Genomic DNA, 18,223 nt, shown 5'->3' with positions numbered 1-18,223 from the left:
AATCATTTTGATGAATTGAATGAATTATGAATTAATCAGAGCCTTGAATTATCAAGGCTCTTTTATATTGTAAATATTATAAGGAAGTAATGATTATGAATGAACAATATATGAGACGTGCAATAGAGCTTGCAAAGAAGGGGGCAGGATTTGTTAGTCCTAATCCAATGGTTGGCGCGGTTATAGTAAAGAATGGCCGTGTGATTGGAGAGGGTTATCATGAAAGATGTGGACAACTTCATGCAGAAAGAAATGCAATAGCTGCACTAACAGAGGATGCTAAAGGAGCAACCATATATGTTACTTTAGAACCTTGTTGTCATTATGGTAAGACACCTCCTTGTACGGAGGCTATTATAGAGAATAAAATTGCCAAAGTGGTTATAGGTTCTAGAGATCCTAATCCGTTAGTATCTGGTAAAGGCGCAAAGATTTTAAGGGATGCAGGAATAGAGGTGGTTGAGGACTTTATGCGTAAGGAATGTGATGAGATTAATCCAATATTTTTCCATTACATTACAAAGCGTATTCCATATGTTTCAATGAAGTATGCTATGACCATGGATGGTAAGATTGCAACTAAGACTGGTGCTTCAAAGTGGATAACTGGTGAAGAATCAAGAGAAGATGTGCAAAGATTACGTCATGAGCATAGAGGAATCATGGTTGGAATTGGTACGGTTCTTGCTGATAATCCAATGCTTAATTGTAGAATGGATGGTGGAAGAAGTCCAATTAGAATAATTGCGGATAGCCATTTGCAGATTCCTTTAGAAAGCAAGATAGTAACTACGGCTAATGAATATGAAACCATAGTTGTTACTACAGAAAGTTGCAAAATTTCTAATGCTGATAAGGTGAAAAAATTAGAGGATGCAGGTGTATGTGTTTTAGAAGTTGATGAGAAAGATGGACACATAGCTTTAAGTGATATGATGAGTAAACTTGGAGAGAAGCAAATCGATAGCATTTTATTAGAAGGTGGCGGAACGCTTAATGATGCAATGCTAAGAGTTGGATTTGTTAATCGTGCATATGTTTATATTGCTCCGAAAGTATTTGGTGGAATTGATGCAAAGACACCTGTTGAAGGTGTTGGCGTATGCGAGCCATCAGAAGCAACTCATTTTAATATGGTTGATAGTAAGCAGATTGGAGCAGATTTGCGAATTACATATATAAAGGAAGTGATATAGTGTTTACGGGAATTATAGAAGAAGTGGGTAGTGTTGAGAAAGTTCTTTTGCAGGGCGCAAGTGGTAAACTTGAAATTTCAGCAAATACTGTACTTTCAGGAACAAAGCTTGGTGATAGCATAGCTGTTAATGGAGTGTGTTTAACTGTAACTAATTTAAAAAAGAATGGATTTACTGCAGATGTTATGGCGGAAACACTTAGAAGAAGTAGTCTTGGAGATTTGAAAAAGGGCTCACATGTTAATCTTGAAAGAGCAATGGCAGCAGATGGTAGATTTGGAGGGCACATTGTTTCAGGACATATTGATGGAGTTGGAACAATATCAAATGTTAAGCCAGAAAGCAATGCAGTGTGGTATGAAATAGAAGCGGATGAAGCTTTGATTAATGGAATTGTTGAAAAGGGTTCAATTACAATTGATGGAATTAGTTTGACGGTTGCCTGGGTTAAGGAAGATGCATTTGCTGTATCGATTATTCCACATACGGGTAGTCATACAATTCTATTTGAAAAAGGAAAAGGTGATGTTGTAAATTTGGAAACAGATATGATTGGAAAGTATGTGAAAAAGTTTTTACAGATTGCCGATAAGAAGAATGATAGTAAAATAACCATGGATTTTCTTGGAGAACATGGTTTTCTATAAATAGAATATGAAAGGAGAGATTATGAAAGATTATAAATACAACAAGATTGAAGAAGCATTAGAAGCATTGAAAAATGGTGAGATAATTTTAGTGACAGATGATCCAGATAGAGAGAATGAAGGCGACATGATTTGTGCAGCCCAGTTCGCTACGACTGAAAATGTAAATATGATGGCCTCAGTTGCCAAAGGACTTATCTGTATGCCTATGAGTGAGGAGATTGCTAAACGTTTAGAGTTTGTACCAATGGTGGAAAATAATACTGATAATCACGAAACAGCATTTACTGTATCAGTTGATTATGTTGATACAAAGACAGGCATTTCAGCAGTTGAGCGTTCGCTTACAGCCATGAAGATTGTTGATGATGAAAGTAAACCTCTTGATTTTAGACGTCCGGGACATATGTTTCCACTTGTTGCAAGAAAGGGAGGCGTATTAAGTAGAAACGGACATACTGAAGCAACTGTTGATTTATGTAGATTGGCAGGACTTAAAGAGTGTGGTTTGTGTTGTGAAATCATGGAAGATGATGGAACTATGATGCAGACTGACAGACTCTGGGAATTAGCAAATGCTCACAATATGAAGTTTATCACTATTAAGGATTTACAGGATTATTGCAGACTTCATGAAAAGCATGTAGTGCAGGAAGCTAAGGTTAAAATGCCAACTAAGTATGGTGAGTTCTCGATGTATGGCTATATTAATGATATTACAGGAGAGCATCATGTTGCACTTGTTAAGGGTGAAATTGGAGATGGTGAAGATGTGCTTTGCCGTATTCATTCAGAATGTCTTACTGGTGATGTGTTTGGTTCATGCAGATGTGATTGTGGAGAACAGTTAGCACAGGCTATGAGACAGATTGAAAAAGAAGGACGTGGTGTTGTTCTTTACATGAGACAGGAAGGTAGAGGTATAGGTCTTATTAATAAATTAAAGGCTTATCAGTTACAGGAGCAGGGATTTGACACAGTTGATGCTAATATCGAGTTGGGATTTGCACCAGATCTTCGTGAATACTGGGTAGGTGCTCAGATATTAAGGGATTTAGGTATTAAATCATTGAAACTTTTAACTAATAATCCTAGTAAGATTTATGGACTTGATGGTTTTGGAATTAAGGTATCAAGTCGTGAGCCAATTGAAATCAAACCACAGAAGTATGATTTTAATTATTTAAAGGTTAAGAAGGACCGTATGGGTCATGTATTTAATGAAATAAAATTTTAAACAATAACTTATGTAGAAATATATAATTATGAAAGGAAGTAGAAAAATGGCAATTAACTATTTAGAAGGAAAATTAGTAGCAAAGAAAAATATGAAGGTTGGTATCGTGGCAGCACGATTCAATGAATTTATTGTAAGCAAGTTGTTAGGTGGAGCAGTAGATGGTTTGGTTCGTCATGGTGTTGATGAAAAGAACATTACAGCAGCATGGGTTCCTGGTGCTTTTGAAATTCCAGTTGTTGCAAAGCAGATGGCTGAAACAGGTAAGTATGATGCTATCATTTGTTTAGGTACTGTAATTCGTGGTGCAACATCTCATTATGATTATGTATGTAATGAAGTTTCAAAGGGTGTTGCTACTGTTAGCCTTAATACAGGTATTCCTGTATTATTCGGTGTTGTTACAACTGAGAATATTGAACAGGCTATTGAAAGAGCTGGTACAAAGGCGGGAAATAAGGGTTATGACTGTGCATTATCAGCAATTGAAATGGTAAATCTTATGGGTGAAATTAAATAATTGGCGCAATTATTGACAAAATATAGCGTATTTGCTACAATTCTACTATCTATGCAATGATTTAAATTGGATAATTATGCGTAGATAGTAGTTTTTGTTTATAAACATTTTTAAGATGATTTAAATATATATTTGATTGGAGAGATATCAGTGAATAGAGAACATTTTAGAAGAATAGTAATATTTTTTCTAACAGTGCTTATTATCGCTGCACAAACAGCAATATTCTTTTACTATTGGAGTGTATATTACAATCCATATATTCAGAGAACATTCGTATTAAAAGGTCAGATTGTAATGATTCTTTTATATGACTTAATGTTACTTGGATTTTCAAGGGTATATGGTGGTTTTAAGGTTTCTAATCTTAGAACAACTGATGTTATTTTTTCACAAAGCTTATCAACAGTATTTGTTAATATCCTTGCATATTTGCAGATCTGTATGCTTTCTTTAAGATTAGTATCAGTTATTCCAATGATATCTATGACTCTTATGGATGTTTCAGCAATCATCCTTTGGGCAGTATTTGCTAGATATGTATATACATTATTATATCCAGCACGTGATATTTTGTTAGTATATTGTGATAGAGATCCGGATAATCTTGTTAAGAAGATGAATGCAAGAGCGGATAAATATAAAATTGAAGATTCAATCCACATTGATGTTGGATTTGAAAAATTAACACAGGTTATTGATAAGCATAAGGCAATTTTACTTTGTGATATACCGGGTGATATTAGAAATGACCTTATAAAGTATGGTTTTAGTAAGGGTATAAGAGTTTATATTACACCTAAGCTTTCAGATATCATACTTATGGGCGCTGATAATATTCATCTTTTTGATACACCTCTTTTACTTGCAAAGAATGAAGGATTCTCTGCAGAGAAAAGATTCACAAAGAGATTTGTCGATCTTTTTGTGTCAACAATTATGGCTATTGTTACAGCACCATTTATGCTTTTATTTGCAATTATTATTAAGTGTACAGATGGTGGTCCTGTGCTTTATAAACAGCAGAGACTTACACAGGGTGGAAGAGTATTTAATGTACTTAAGTTTAGAAGTATGAGAGTTGACTCTGAAAAGGAAGGAGCCAGACTTGCAGCTAAGGGTGATGACAGAGTTACTCCTATTGGTAGATTTTTACGTGCATGTCATTTAGATGAGTTACCTCAGATTTATAATATCTGGATGGGCGATATGTCACTTGTTGGTCCTAGACCTGAAAGACCAGAAATTGCAAAGCAGTATTTAGATTCTATTCCTGAATTTGATTTTAGATTAAAGGTTAAAGCTGGACTTACTGGTTATGCACAGATTTATGGTAAGTATAATACAACACCATATGATAAATTAAAACTTGATCTTTATTATATTGAACATCAGAATTTCCTTTTGGATTTAAGGTTAATTATGATGACAGTTAAGATATTATTTGTTAAGGATAATACTGAGGGTGTTGAATCCTGGCAAAAGACAGCAACTATTACTGACGGTAGTGTGGGCAAGGAAGAAAAAAATTAAGAATCAATCCTTAAGTTAAGGATTAATGAAGGAAGAATATGAATAATTTGGATGATAGATATGGATATTCATGTTTGATGTCCGTATATGAAAAAGAAAATCCAGAATGGTTTAGGACAAGTATAGAAAGTATATTAAATCAAACCATAAAGCCTTCTCAGATTGTGATAGTTTGTGATGGTAAACTGACAGACGAATTATATGGCATTATTGATGAATATGTTGAAAAATATGATGATTTATTTACCATTCATTATTTAGAAGAAAATGTTGGCTTGGCAAAAGCACTTAATGCGGGGCTTGCGGTATGTGAACATGAATTGGTAGCAAGAATGGACACAGATGATATTGCACTTCCGACCAGATGCAGAAAGCAGCTTGAAGTGTTTGAAAAGAATGAAGTTGATATTGTAGGTTCTTCGGTTTATGAATTTGCTGAAGATCCAGATGATATTATTGATATAAGAGAGGTTCCATGTGAGTATAAAGATATAGTTAAATATGCAAAGAAGAGGAATCCGTTTAATCATCCATCGGTTATGTACAAAAAAAGTTTTGTATTATCTTATGGTGGATATCAGGATTACCCATTTTTTGAAGATTATAACTTATGGGCTACTATGCTTCATGGTGGTGCTAGAGCAATAAATATTAAAGAACCGCTACTTAAAATGAGAACAGGTGGTGGCCTTTATAAAAGAAGAGGCGGATTTAAGTACGCAGGATATATATGGAAATTTAAAAAGCATTTGTATAAGATGGGATTTTTATCTCTAACGCAATTTTTATATTCGGCGTGTGGACACATAGTTGTTAGTATAATGCCTAATTCATTTAGAAAGTTCGTATATAAGAAAGTTCTAAGGAAAGAAAGTAAATAAGGATTTATCATGAAGAAAGAGACTTTGAAATTATTATTCAAACCATTAACAATAGTAAATAAAGTAATGCCTAAAGATAAAAATCTTGTTATGTTTTACACTAATTTAGGGTTTAGGGATAATGTTAAAGAACTTTTTGATTATATGATTTCTAAGGGTCTTAATAAGAAGTATAAAATAGTTCTTTCTTTAAATGATGAATCAGAAATAAAGAAGATACCGAATGGTGTTATTGTTGTTGATAATAAGGAAGGCATAAAGTATTTTCTGAGAGCAAAATACATGTTTTTCTGTTTTGGAAAGTATCCAATCAAACCAAGTGACAATCAGGTGGTAGTTAATCTTACTCATGGTATTCCGCTTAAGAAATTAGGTAATACTGAAAAGGGTAAGGAGAATATTGATTATAATTATTTCACTTATGTTTTAACATGTAGTGAGTACTATAGACAGATTATGAAGGACTGTTTCGGTTGCTTTGATAATCAGATTTTAATTGGTGGTCAGCCTAGATGTGATAGGCTCTTTATGAATTTACCTGCTGTAGATAGTAAGATTAGAAAGGGTGCTAAGAAGTTATTTGTTTGGATGCCTACTTACAGATTTACAAAAGGTGAAGTTGAAGAAGAAAGTGATACGGAAGAAGTTATTGATGAAAGTAAAGTAACAACTCTTGCTAAACTTTCAATGTGGCCTATTCCAATGCTTTCAAGGGAAGACATAAAAGAATTAGATAGTATTTTAAAACAGAATGAAACTAAGCTTATAATAAAGCTTCATCCACTACAGGCATATAATGATACTGATTATAGAAACATGAAGCTTAAAAACATAGAGATTCTAACTCAGAAAGAGTTGGATAAAAGAGGTATTAATGTATATGATTTATGTAGAGCATCTGATGGTCTCATAACAGATTATTCATCAATATATTTTGATTATCTTTTACTTAATAAACCAATTGGATTTGTTGTTGAGGATATGAGAAAGTATAGTAATGACAGAGGTTTTTTATTAGACCCTGCAAAGGATTACATGCCAGGTATGTTCATAAAGAATTATGATGATATGTTAAAGTTTATGAAGGATGTTTGCGAAGGCGAAGAATCTTTCGGACCAGACAGATCAAGAGTAAATCATCTTATTAATACATATCAGGATGGGAAGAATTGTAAAAGACTTCTTGAAAAAATCGGTATGGATAGTGAGTATCCAGCACCACAAGAGAATGAGAATTAGAATATGAAAAAACAACTACGAAATTTAGCAAGAGTAATGATGCTTACATATAAGCGCTTATTATATTTTTTGTGTAAAAGAGCTCTTACTCCTAAAAAGAATATTGTTTTCTTTGAATCATATCAAGGGAAGAAATATGCATGTAATCCTAAGGCAATTTATGAATATATGTTAAATGATGAAAGATTCAAGGATTATACTTTTGTCTGGGGATTTAGAGATGTTAGTAAGTATCAAAATGATACTATCTTTACCTCAAAAAGTAAAATAGGTAATCATCAGGTTTATCTTGTGAAATATGAAAGTTTGTTATATTTCAAATATTTAGCGAAAGCTGGATATATTATTACAAATTCAAATCCTAGAGATTTTTGTACTTTTAAGGATAGCCAGGTGTTTGTTCAAACATGGCATGGTACACCTCTTAAAAAAATAGGATTAGATGTTAATAGAACAGGGAATGCGATTACAAGTTTAGCTCAGATGGAAAAGATTTATAATAATCAGGCTAAAAGAATTGATTATATGATTGCTCCATCTGAATTTACAAAGGAAAAACTTATATCAGCATTTAACTTAAGTGAAGTACATAAGGAAGACTGTGTATTAACTTGTGGTTATCCAAGAAATGACATATTGTATACTCATTGTAATGATGATGAATACATTAAAAAGATAAAAGAAAAATATAATGTTCCTAGGGATAAAAAAGTAATCATGTATGCGCCTACTTTTAGGGATAACAAGCATGATGTAGTAAAAGGTTTTAGAGCAAATACAGGTTTTGATTTTAATGTTATGAAGAATCATTTTAAGGATTATATAGTTCTTTATAGAAGTCATTATTTCATAACTGAGAAATTAAATCTTAATGAATATAAAGGATTTGTTATTGATGTTTCAGATGTTGATGATATAAGTGATTTATATTTAATATCAGACATTTTAATAACAGATTATTCATCGGTATTTTTTGATTATGCAAATTTAAAAAGACCAATTCTTTTTTATATGTATGATTTAGAAGAATATAAGGATGAGGTAAGAGATTTTTATTTTGATATTGAAAAGCTCCCTGGACCAATTTACAGAACTGAAGAAGAAGTTTATAAGGGACTTGTTGATATTGAAAATGTTTCAGAAGAATATCAGGAAAAATACGAAGCATTTGCTAAGGAATTCTGTGATATTGATGATGGCAATGCGTCAAAGAGATTTGTTGATGTTGTATTTAAGAATGAACAAGCGTAAATAAGTCTTGTTTATAAAAGAGGTATTAAAGTTTTAACTTTAAAATAAATTTAGAAGAGGTATTAAAAATGAAGAGAGTAATTACATATGGTACATATGATATGCTTCATTACGGACATATTAACTTACTTAAGAGAGCAAAGGAATTAGGAGATTACTTAATCGTAGCGCTTTCAACAGATGAATTTAATTGGGATAGCAAGCAGAAGAAATGCTATTTTTCATATGAAAAAAGAAAGCAGCTTTTAGAAGCTATTAGATATGTAGATTTAGTTATTCCTGAGGAATCATGGGATCAGAAGGTTACTGATGTTAAGGAGTATCATGTTGATACTTTCGTTATCGGTGATGACTGGGAAGGAAAGTTTGACTTCTTAAAAGATGAAGGTGTTGAAGTTGTTTATTTACCAAGAACACCTGAGATTTCAACAACTCAGATTAAGAAGGATTTAAACGCAAAGAAAAACTAAGACTTTTTGATATAAAAATAAAATTATTAAAGAGTTATTAGTAGGAGTTAAAATGATTAGTATAATTATTCCACATAAAAAGGGCGTGCCTTATTTAAAGGATGCCCTTGATAGTATTAAGGATCTGACATATAAAGACTATGAGACAATTTTAGTTATTGATCATAGCGAAGATGATTTAGAGGAAGTTATTAATAAGTATAAGGACATTATAAACTTAAGAGTGTTTTATTTAGATGACAAGGAAGGTTGTGCATCAGCAAGAAATCTTGGACTTGATGAAGCTAAGGGTGAGTATGTATTCTTCCTTGATAGTGATGACTATTTCTTTGGTGATTATCTTGGAAAGATGGTTGCACTAATGGATGATAACACGGATATTGTTTATAGTGATTTTAAGAGAACATGGTTTAGACGTGGTGTATATAAAGAGAGCCAGGCTAATTACGATGAAAAGAAAAAGGAAGCAATTACACTTAGAAAGGTTCAAAAAGAATTTGAATTTACAGATGTTAAAGACTTTATGATTAATCGTAATAAGCGTATGGAAACAGTTTCTGTACTAGGTTGTCTTTATAGAAAGTCATTATTTATTGATAATAATATTAGATTTGATGATGACTTACATTTCTTTATAGATGCAGCAGTGTTTATGAAGTTATATACAAAGGCTAAAGGTATAAGACCATGTGAAGGTACGACTTATATTAAGAGATATCATAATGATAAAGAGACTAATATGGCAATTATGCAGCATTCAAAGATTGAAACAATGCCACATTACTTTAAGTCATATAAGGCAGCAGTTGATGTTGTTAAGGCTGATTTAGAAAAACATTATGATTTGAAACTTCATTTAAATCTTATTTTATGTATTTTTGTAGTTAATGAATATATTAGATACATAAGATGGTCACCTGATAAAGAGTGGAAGAATGAATACTATAATGAACTTAAATCATTGATGGCAGATGTTGATATGAAGGTTCTTAAGATGTGGGATTTTACTCCTGGAGAAAAGAAACTTTTAAAGAAATTTGCTACATGTGATTTTAAATATATTCAGAGCAAGTCAAAGAGAATACTTGCTGTTAGAAAGATTAGAAAGTTTAGAAGCAATAGAAGAATATTCTTTAGAACAGTTTCATTGCATATATTCTCAAAACTTTCAATGAAAAATGATTGGGTATGTTTTGAAAGTTTTCTTGGTAGAAATTATTCAGGACAGCCTAAGTACATATATAAATACATGCTTGAAAATTGTGGAAATAAGTATAAGTACATCTGGTTTGTTGATAATAAAAACGTTAAGGTTACAGATGGAAAGTGCAAAGTAGTAAAGCGTTTTAGTCTCAAGTATTACTATTACATGAATAGAAGTAAGTATCTTGTTCTTAACATGAGACAGCCTAAGACTGTTCCAATTAGGGATGAGATGATTATCTGTGCAACATGGCATGGAACTCCACTTAAGAGACTTGGATTTGACATGGAAGATGTTCATTCAGCAACAGCTAACCATAAGTCATTTGTTAAGACTAATTCAGCTAGATGGAATTATATGTTATCTGATAATCCATTTTCAACAGAGAAGTTTCAGAGTGCATTCTTAGTTAAGAGAAGCCAGATTCTTGAATCGGGTTATCCTGCTAATGACATTATGTACTATGATAACAAGGATGAAATTGCAGCGGATTTAAGAGAAAAGTTAGGAATTCCTAAAGATAAGAAGACTATTCTTTATGCTCCAACTTGGAGAGATGATGATTATACTGAAGGTGGTCATTATAATTTCAAACTTGCACTTGATTTAGATAGATTGAAGAAAGAATTTGGTGATGAATATGTGGTTCTTTTAAGAATGCATTATTACATCATTGATAGTATTGATTTATCAAGCCTTTCGGATTTTGCAATAGATGTAAGTTCATATAGTGACATTTCAGAGTTATATTTAATCAGTGATATGATTATTACGGATTATTCATCGGTATTCTTTGATTATGCAAATCTTAGAAGACCAGTTATCTTCTATACTTATGATTATGAAAAGTATAAAGATGTACTTCACGGTTTCTATCTTGATATGCATAAGGATTTACCGGGACCAATTCTTATGACTGAGGATGAGGTTATTGATGCAATTAGAAACATTGATAAGGTAAATGAAGAATACAAGGAAAGATATGATGAGTTCTGTGAACGATTCTGTTGTCTTGATGATGGTCATGCATCACAGAGAGTTGTAGAGACAGTGTTTAAAGATTGACAAATATAAAAAAAGTATTATAATACGATAGAGTTTGTAAAAAGGTGATAATTATGGCTGAAAGAAAGAAGTTAGCTATACTCGGTGGTATGGGACCGGAAGCAACAGAGATGTTTTATAAAAAGATTATAGAAAGTACAAGAGTTTCTAATGATAGAGAACACCTTGATATTTTGATTTATAATCACGCTTCAATGCCTGATAGAACAGAGTATATACTTGGTGGTAAGGAAGATGAACTTTGGAATATTATCGAAGGCGACATCGAAATGTTAAAGAAAATGGGTGGCGAATACTTAGCTATACCATGTAATACATGTCATTACTTTCAGGATAAGATTGATGATAGCATGCATGGACATTTCATTAACATGATTAAAGTTACTGCAGAGCGCATCGTTAATAAGGGCTATAAGAAAGCTGGAATTATTGCTACAGACGGAACTGTGAAAGCTGATATGTATGGAAAGACACTAAGAGATTTAGGTGTGGAAGTTGTATATCCATCAGAAGAGAGACAGAAAGATGTAATGGATATTATATACAATCAGGTTAAACAGGGAGAAAAGGGTGATAAAAAGCAGTTTTTATCAGTTGTAAAAGAGTTGAGAGATAAGGGATGTGATGTTATAGTTCTTGCTTGTACAGAGTTATCGGTACTATATCAAAATCATGATTTTAATGGTGATTTCTATGTTGATGCAATGGATGAATTAACTAAGGCATGCATAGATAAGTGCGGTGGCGAGTATTATAACGAATAATCAAAATGACATGAAATTCATTTATAGAAAATTATTATTTGATATGTAATTTTAATTACATATTTGGAGGATGTTGTGAAAAAACATATTAGAAATTTTAACAGATATAAGTTTTTGCTTGTAGAGTTAGTTAAAAAAGGTATTAAGTTAAAGTATAGACGTTCATATCTTGGTATTATCTGGACATTATTAGAACCACTTCTTACAACAATTGTTCTTACAATCGTATTCCAGAACTTACTTGGAACGTCAAGTAAACAAGGAGAACCATATGCAATATATATTCTTACAGGTAGATTGTTATATGGATTCTTTAATGAATCAACTAAGGTTGCCATGAGGTCAATTAGAGCGAATTCCGCGATGATAAAGAAGGTATATGTACCTAAATACTTATATCCATTATCATCAGTTTTATATACCTATGTTATATTCTTAATGTCTTTATTTGTATTGGCATTAGCATCAGGAGTTCTTGGTGTAAAACCTACAATTCACATTATTGAGGCATTAGCTTCATTATTTGTTTTGTTCTTGTTCTGCTTTGGATTAAGTATGATACTTGCAACCATATCGGTATTCTTTAGAGATTTAGAATATTTATGGAATGTTTTATCAATGCTTATTATGTATTGTAGTGCTATATTCTATTACACAACAAAGCTTAAAGGTATGTCAGCTGTGTTGGTAAAATTAAATCCATTGTATTGTATAATTTCTAATTTTAGAAGTTCAGTTTTATATGGCCAGTCCATATTTACAATTGCTAATGAAAGAAATATGTTAATTTATTCATTAGTAGTAAGTTTAATATTAGATATCGTTGGTGTATTCATGTTCTATAAGAAACAGGATGAATTTATTTTACAGATTTAATTATTGAGTAGTAGTTTGATACTAATAGGAAGGTTATATTATGAGTAAAGTTGCAGTTAAAGTTGATCATGTAACAATGAGATTTAACTTGAGCAAGGAAAAAGTTGATAATTTAAAAGAATATGCGATAAAGTTTGTAAAAGGGCAGCTCCATTATAATGAATTTCAGGCATTAAAGGATGTTAGCTTTACAGTAAATAAAGGTGACAGACTTGGAATACTTGGTCTTAATGGTGCTGGTAAGAGTACAATCTTAAAAGTTATCGCTGGTGTATATAAACCATCTGAAGGACATGTTGAAAGACATGGTAAAATGGCGCCTATGATTGAACTTGGTGCTGGATTTGATCCGCAGTATACAGGTAGGGAGAACATTTTCCTTTATGGTTCAGTTTTAGGATTTTCAAGAGATTTTCTTGAAGAAAAGTATGATGAAATACTTGAGTTTTCAGAACTTAAAGAATTTATAGATGTACCACTTAAGAATTATTCATCAGGTATGAAGGCAAGACTTGGTTTTGCAATTGCAACAATTGTTGAACCAGAGATTCTTATTCTTGATGAAGTACTTTCTGTAGGTGATGCTAAGTTTAGAAGAAAGTGTGAAAAGAAGATGCAGGGCATGTTTGATAAGGGTGTTACAGTATTATTCGTTTCACATTCAATTGAACAGGTAAAGAACTTATGTAATAAGGCAATTCTACTTGATCATGGTAGACTTATTGCACAGGGTGATATAGAGGAAGTGGCTGCTGTATATGAAGCCATGACAGAATAAAAAAAGCGACAATAGTCGCTTTTTTTGTGGTATAATAGTCAATGTGTATGTTTAAATATGGATGCACATAAACAAAGAAAGCAATAAGACAGAAGAAAGAGGACAGGTTTGGGAATATTAGGTAAAGTTAAAAACAAATTTGGAAATCTTAAAGAGACAAAACGACGTATGAAGTATGCGTCTTTATATAAGAAGTTACCTATTGATGAGTCTGTAGTTTTATATGATTCATTTATGAGTAGGGGTATGCTTGATAATCCTTATGCTATTTTTAAAAAGCTTAAGTCCATGGATGAGTTTAAGAATTTAAAACATATATGGGCCATTGAGGATATGGAAGGTAATGCACCTATCATAGAAAGATTCGCAAGTGATAATAACGTGGTATTTGTTAAGAGACATGATAAAGCTTATTTAAAAGCATTAACAAGTGCGAAGTACATTATTACTAATGTTTCAATGCCATATTACTATGTTAAGAAAGATAATCAGATTTTAATTAATACCTGGCATGGTGTTCCTTTGAAGAAATTAGGCTACGATTTGCCAGATGCTACATATACAATTAGTAATGTGCTTAGAAGCATGTTATCTTCAGATTACATGGTTTCACCTTGTCCACATCTTACTAATGTTTATCTTGAAAAATATAAACTTGATGGACTTTATACAGGGAAAATCATGGAGACTGGTTATCCAAGATGTGATTTGATTGGAAGTACTAGTGAAGATGAGATAGTAAGTAAACTTGCTGGATTTGGCATTGACTTAGAAAGAAATAGTAAGGGTGAACTTAAGAAGGTTATTCTTTACGCTCCAACTTGGAAGGGGACTGATTTTTCAAAGCCGGATATTAGTACTGATGAGTACTTTAACTTTAAGAAGATTTTGGAAAGTAATCTTGATATGGATAAGTATCAGATTTTGATTAAGCCTCATCAGGTTGTATATAAGGCACTTAAGGATAGAGCAGATTTAAAGGGATTACTGGTTCCTGCATATATTGATGCTGATGAACTTATGTCTATTACAGATATTTTAGTATCGGATTATTCAAGTATATTCTTTGATTTTTTAATTACTGGAAAACCTGTTTTATTCTATGTTCCTGATTTAAGTGATTATGAAGATTATCACGGACTATACTTTAATGTTAATGAATTACCTGGTCCTGCAACTGATAATCTTGAAGAGATTTGTAATTACATTAATAACATTAAGAATGTTAATGAAGAATATAAAAAGAAATATTTAAGTATGAAGAATATTTGTGCTCCATTTGAAAATGGAAACAGTACAGATTTACTTATTGATATAGTATTTAAAAATAAGGACACTGATAACTGGGGTAACAAGTACAGAGTACTTGAGAATTTCGTAAAGAAAAAGAGACTTCTTCTATATGGAGGAGGCATGCTTCTTAATGGAATTACAACTTCATTTATTAATCTTGTTGATCATATTGATTATGATAAGTATGATGTAACGGTATTTGCTGGAAAGATTGCGCATATCCCTGAAAAGATGGAAATGCTTATGAGAATGAATAAGAATGCAAGAACTTTCCCAAGAATATCATATACACCTGCTACATTCGGTGAGCAAGTGTTATTCTATTTAAATAGATTTTTTGGATTTAAGGGAGGACTGTTTGATAAGCTCTATCCAAAGAAGTGTTATGACAGAGAGTTTAGACGCTGTTTTGGTGATGCTAAGTTTGATGTTGCTGTAGACTTTTCGGGATATGGAAGTTTTTATAGTATTTTAATGCTTAGTGCAGGGGATGCGAAAAAACTTATATGGCAGCATAACGATTTAGAGACAGACAGACTTAAGAAGGTTGATGGAAAACAGCCACATAAGAGAGAGCTTAAGGTTGTTTTTTCAACATATAAATTCTATGATAAAATCGTAGGTTGTTCAGAGGCAACTATGAATATTAACAGACAAAAGATCGGTTATGAGAACTTGAAGGATAAGTGTACTTTCGTTGAGAACATAGCGAACTTTACAAGAGTTCTTGAAGGCGCTAAGGTTGATATTACAAAAGAAGAAGCGGACCTTAAGGGATATGACGGACTTTTGGATGATAATATTAAGTGTATTGTTAACATGGGTAGATTCTCACCAGAGAAGAATCATGAACAACTTATAAGAGCATATGATAGATATAATAAGAATCATCCAGATACTAGGTTATACATTATAGGTGAGGGTCCACTTGAGAGTGAACTTAAGTCCTTATGTAAGAAACTTGGTCTTGATGATAGAAATGGACATAAGAATGTTATATTTACTGGTAAGTTGGAGAATCCATTTTCTGTAATGAAGAATTGTGATTTGTTTATTCTTCCTTCAATTTATGAAGGACAGCCAGTAGTTTTACTTGAAGCAAGAGCATTACATCTTCCGATTATTATGTCGGACTTTGATTCTGCACCATCAAGTTTAAAGCCTAATGGTCAGCTTGTATGTAAGAAGGATGCAGATTCAATTTATGAAGCTTTAGAGGAATTTAATAAGGGAAATGTTCCAACAGCAGAATTTGATGCAAATCAGTATAATGTTAACGCTATGCGTCAGTTCTATGAAGCAATTAATTAATGGGGAAGAAAAGAGAAAAAAGGAAATATAGGTGAAATTGATGAATAATAATGAAACACATCAAAACGACAAGAAAATAACTTATAATTTACCTAAACATAAGGAAGAACATAGTAGCTTTAGAGATGGTCTTGATTTAGAAGATAGAGAAGAGGTAATTAAACAGGAAAGAGTAAGAACTGAAAGAAGTAAGAGTATACCTAAGGAGAAAGAGGATACTGCTGCTAGCGAGGTTATAGGTAAGGCAAAGAAAGTATTATCTAAAGTTAAGCACAAGGTTTTAAAAGATGGTAATGCAGATCTTAAGAAGTATTATTTCAGATGTCTTGAAATGCCTATTAATGAAAATATGATTATGTATGAGGCATTTGCTGGACTTGGAATTTTGGATAATCCTCGTGCAATCTTTAAGGCTATGCTTAGAAAGGCAAGAAGAGATCCTAAGTTTAAGGACTATATTCATGTTTGGAGTGTTAACGATAGAACAATAATGGAAGAAAACATTGATGAATTTAAAAATGTTCGTAATGTTATTATCGTTGACAGGGAAAGTAGAGCGTATTATAGATATCTTGCAACTAGTAAGTACTTAATTAATAACTCAACTTTTGGTTATTATTTTACCAAGAGAGATGAACAGGTTTATATTAATACTTGGCATGGTGTTCCAACTAAGTACATGGGTTATGAGCATACTGAGGAAAGAGTTGAAAATGCAAGAGGTGTTATTAGAAACATATTAAATGCAGATTATTTAATTGCTGCTAACAACTTTATGATTGAGCGTATGTATAAAAGAGCGTATCTTGCAGATGGCGCATTTAAGGGTGAATACTTAAATTGTGGATATCCAAGATATGATGCGATTAATGGTACGAATTATAAGTACATCGTTAATAAATTAAGAAAAGTTGGTATTGATACTTCTAGAAAAATTGTGCTTTACGCACCAACTTGGAAGGGTCAATTATATAATAAACTTGATTATAATTTGTCTGAATTTAAGAGTACAGTCAGAAAGTTTCAACGAAGTGTTCCTGAAGGATATAATGTTTATTTAAGAGTGCATTATTTTATCTATAAGGAATTAGAAGCTGATGAAGAATTTAAGGATATGTTAATTCCATTTACAATTGATACAAATGAACTTTTGTCAGTTGTTGATGTTATGATTTCCGACTATTCAAGCATATTCTTTGATTTCCTTCGTACAGGAAAGCCGGTTATATTCTATGTACCAGATCTTAAGGAATATGAATCTGGAAGAGGTTTATATGTTCCTATTGAAGCACTTCCTGGTGCAGTATGTGAGGATATAGAGGATGCAGCAAATACCTTAAACGCATGCATTAATAATCTTGATGCATATAATGAATACTATGAAGAAAAGTATTTAAGAATGCAGTGGTGGTGTAGTAAGGGATGTACTGATAAGGTAATAGAAACACTTCTTGGAAATGCCGAGATTCCTGATAAGGAAAAGATTAAGGATGAAATGTATGATGGTATGAACAGCGACAGATTAATTGACAGAGTATGGGGAAGTGGTAAGAATAAAAAGCCTGAACATAATGATACAAAACAGGATAAGAAAAACCATATATTATACTGTGTTGACTGGAAGACATGTAGTCCGAATGTGTTAGAAGAATTAAAAGAAGTTGTTGATAATATAGATTACGAATTAGCTGATGTTACAATTCTTACAAATGTATTTACTGATAATTTACCTACAAAGCAGTATTTTCATAGGATGATTCCTAGAGATGTAAGAATTTTAACTTATACAAAGCTTCCTTATGAGGGAGATAGTACAAGTCAGTTTATTATGTATGATATAGAACGTACACTTGGTAGATCAAGATATGATTACATATATGACTTAAGTCCGCTTCCAAGGGACTGGCCAAAATATGCAATCACAAAGAAAAATCTTGGTGAAGATGAGGAGTCTTGAG

At 32.2% G+C, this 18,223-nt stretch carries 15 protein-coding genes; all 15 read left to right on the top strand.

Features of this window, described 5'->3' with window-relative positions:
• Positions 1-92: 92 nt before the first annotated feature.
• The 15 genes from ribD to B5D16_RS03865 all read left to right on the top strand — a co-directional run bounded on the left by ribD (position 93) and on the right by B5D16_RS03865 (position 18,222).
• Complete coding sequence (gene ribD, locus B5D16_RS03935; protein ID WP_078765729.1) at positions 93-1,196, top strand: bifunctional diaminohydroxyphosphoribosylaminopyrimidine deaminase/5-amino-6-(5-phosphoribosylamino)uracil reductase RibD; 1,104 nt, start codon at positions 93-95, stop codon at positions 1,194-1,196.
• A complete protein-coding gene (locus B5D16_RS03930; RefSeq protein WP_078765667.1) occupies positions 1,196-1,843 on the top strand; it encodes a riboflavin synthase in 648 nt (215 codons plus the stop codon). The genes ribD and B5D16_RS03930 overlap by 1 nt, the downstream gene beginning before the upstream one ends.
• A gap of 22 nt (positions 1,844-1,865) precedes the next feature.
• A complete protein-coding gene (locus B5D16_RS03925) occupies positions 1,866-3,080 on the top strand; it encodes a bifunctional 3,4-dihydroxy-2-butanone-4-phosphate synthase/GTP cyclohydrolase II (protein WP_200803927.1) in 1,215 nt (404 codons plus the stop codon).
• A gap of 52 nt (positions 3,081-3,132) precedes the next feature.
• Positions 3,133-3,600, top strand: a complete 468-nt coding sequence (gene ribH, locus B5D16_RS03920) for a 6,7-dimethyl-8-ribityllumazine synthase (RefSeq protein WP_479723669.1) — start codon at positions 3,133-3,135, stop codon at positions 3,598-3,600.
• Between the two features lie 150 nt (positions 3,601-3,750).
• A complete protein-coding gene (locus B5D16_RS03915; RefSeq protein ID WP_242942979.1) occupies positions 3,751-5,133 on the top strand; it encodes an exopolysaccharide biosynthesis polyprenyl glycosylphosphotransferase in 1,383 nt (460 codons plus the stop codon).
• A 38-nt stretch (positions 5,134-5,171) separates the two neighbouring features.
• Positions 5,172-6,014, top strand: a complete 843-nt coding sequence (locus B5D16_RS03910) for a glycosyltransferase (protein WP_078765665.1) — start codon at positions 5,172-5,174, stop codon at positions 6,012-6,014.
• A gap of 9 nt (positions 6,015-6,023) precedes the next feature.
• Entirely contained in the window at positions 6,024-7,253 is a 1,230-nt protein-coding gene (locus B5D16_RS03905) for a CDP-glycerol glycerophosphotransferase family protein (protein WP_078765664.1), read from the top strand.
• A gap of 3 nt (positions 7,254-7,256) precedes the next feature.
• Positions 7,257-8,504, top strand: a complete 1,248-nt coding sequence (locus B5D16_RS03900; protein ID WP_078765663.1) for a CDP-glycerol glycerophosphotransferase family protein — start codon at positions 7,257-7,259, stop codon at positions 8,502-8,504.
• Positions 8,505-8,572: 68 nt separating this feature from the next.
• The gene (gene tagD, locus B5D16_RS03895) at positions 8,573-8,974 is read left to right on the top strand and encodes a glycerol-3-phosphate cytidylyltransferase (protein ID WP_078765662.1); all 402 of its coding nucleotides are present in this window, start codon (positions 8,573-8,575) and stop codon (positions 8,972-8,974) included.
• A 52-nt stretch (positions 8,975-9,026) separates the two neighbouring features.
• Positions 9,027-11,243, top strand: coding sequence for a bifunctional glycosyltransferase/CDP-glycerol:glycerophosphate glycerophosphotransferase (locus B5D16_RS03890; RefSeq protein ID WP_078765661.1), 2,217 nt, complete (start codon positions 9,027-9,029; stop codon positions 11,241-11,243).
• A 53-nt stretch (positions 11,244-11,296) separates the two neighbouring features.
• Entirely contained in the window at positions 11,297-12,007 is a 711-nt protein-coding gene (gene cuyB / locus B5D16_RS03885) for a cysteate racemase (RefSeq protein WP_078765660.1), read from the top strand.
• Positions 12,008-12,082: 75 nt separating this feature from the next.
• On the top strand, positions 12,083-12,883 hold the full coding sequence (locus B5D16_RS03880; protein WP_078765659.1) for an ABC transporter permease: 801 nt from the start codon (positions 12,083-12,085) through the stop codon (positions 12,881-12,883).
• A 40-nt stretch (positions 12,884-12,923) separates the two neighbouring features.
• Positions 12,924-13,661: an ABC transporter ATP-binding protein gene (locus tag B5D16_RS03875; RefSeq protein ID WP_078765658.1), complete on the top strand. Its 738-nt coding sequence runs from the start codon at positions 12,924-12,926 to the stop codon at positions 13,659-13,661.
• 108 nt (positions 13,662-13,769) lie between these two features.
• Positions 13,770-16,265 carry a glycosyltransferase gene (locus B5D16_RS03870; RefSeq protein WP_078765657.1) on the top strand — a complete coding sequence of 832 codons (2,496 nt, stop codon included), beginning with the start codon at positions 13,770-13,772 and terminating at the stop codon, positions 16,263-16,265.
• A gap of 40 nt (positions 16,266-16,305) precedes the next feature.
• Positions 16,306-18,222, top strand: coding sequence for a CDP-glycerol glycerophosphotransferase family protein (locus B5D16_RS03865; protein ID WP_078765656.1), 1,917 nt, complete (start codon positions 16,306-16,308; stop codon positions 18,220-18,222).
• Position 18,223 lies beyond the last annotated feature (1 nt).

Source organism: Eubacterium uniforme, assembly GCF_900167115.1.
Taxonomy (GTDB): domain Bacteria; phylum Bacillota; class Clostridia; order Lachnospirales; family Lachnospiraceae; genus Eubacterium_S; species Eubacterium_S uniforme.
Note: the sequence above shows the minus strand (reverse complement) of the source record. Positions and strands in the feature narration are given on the sequence as shown.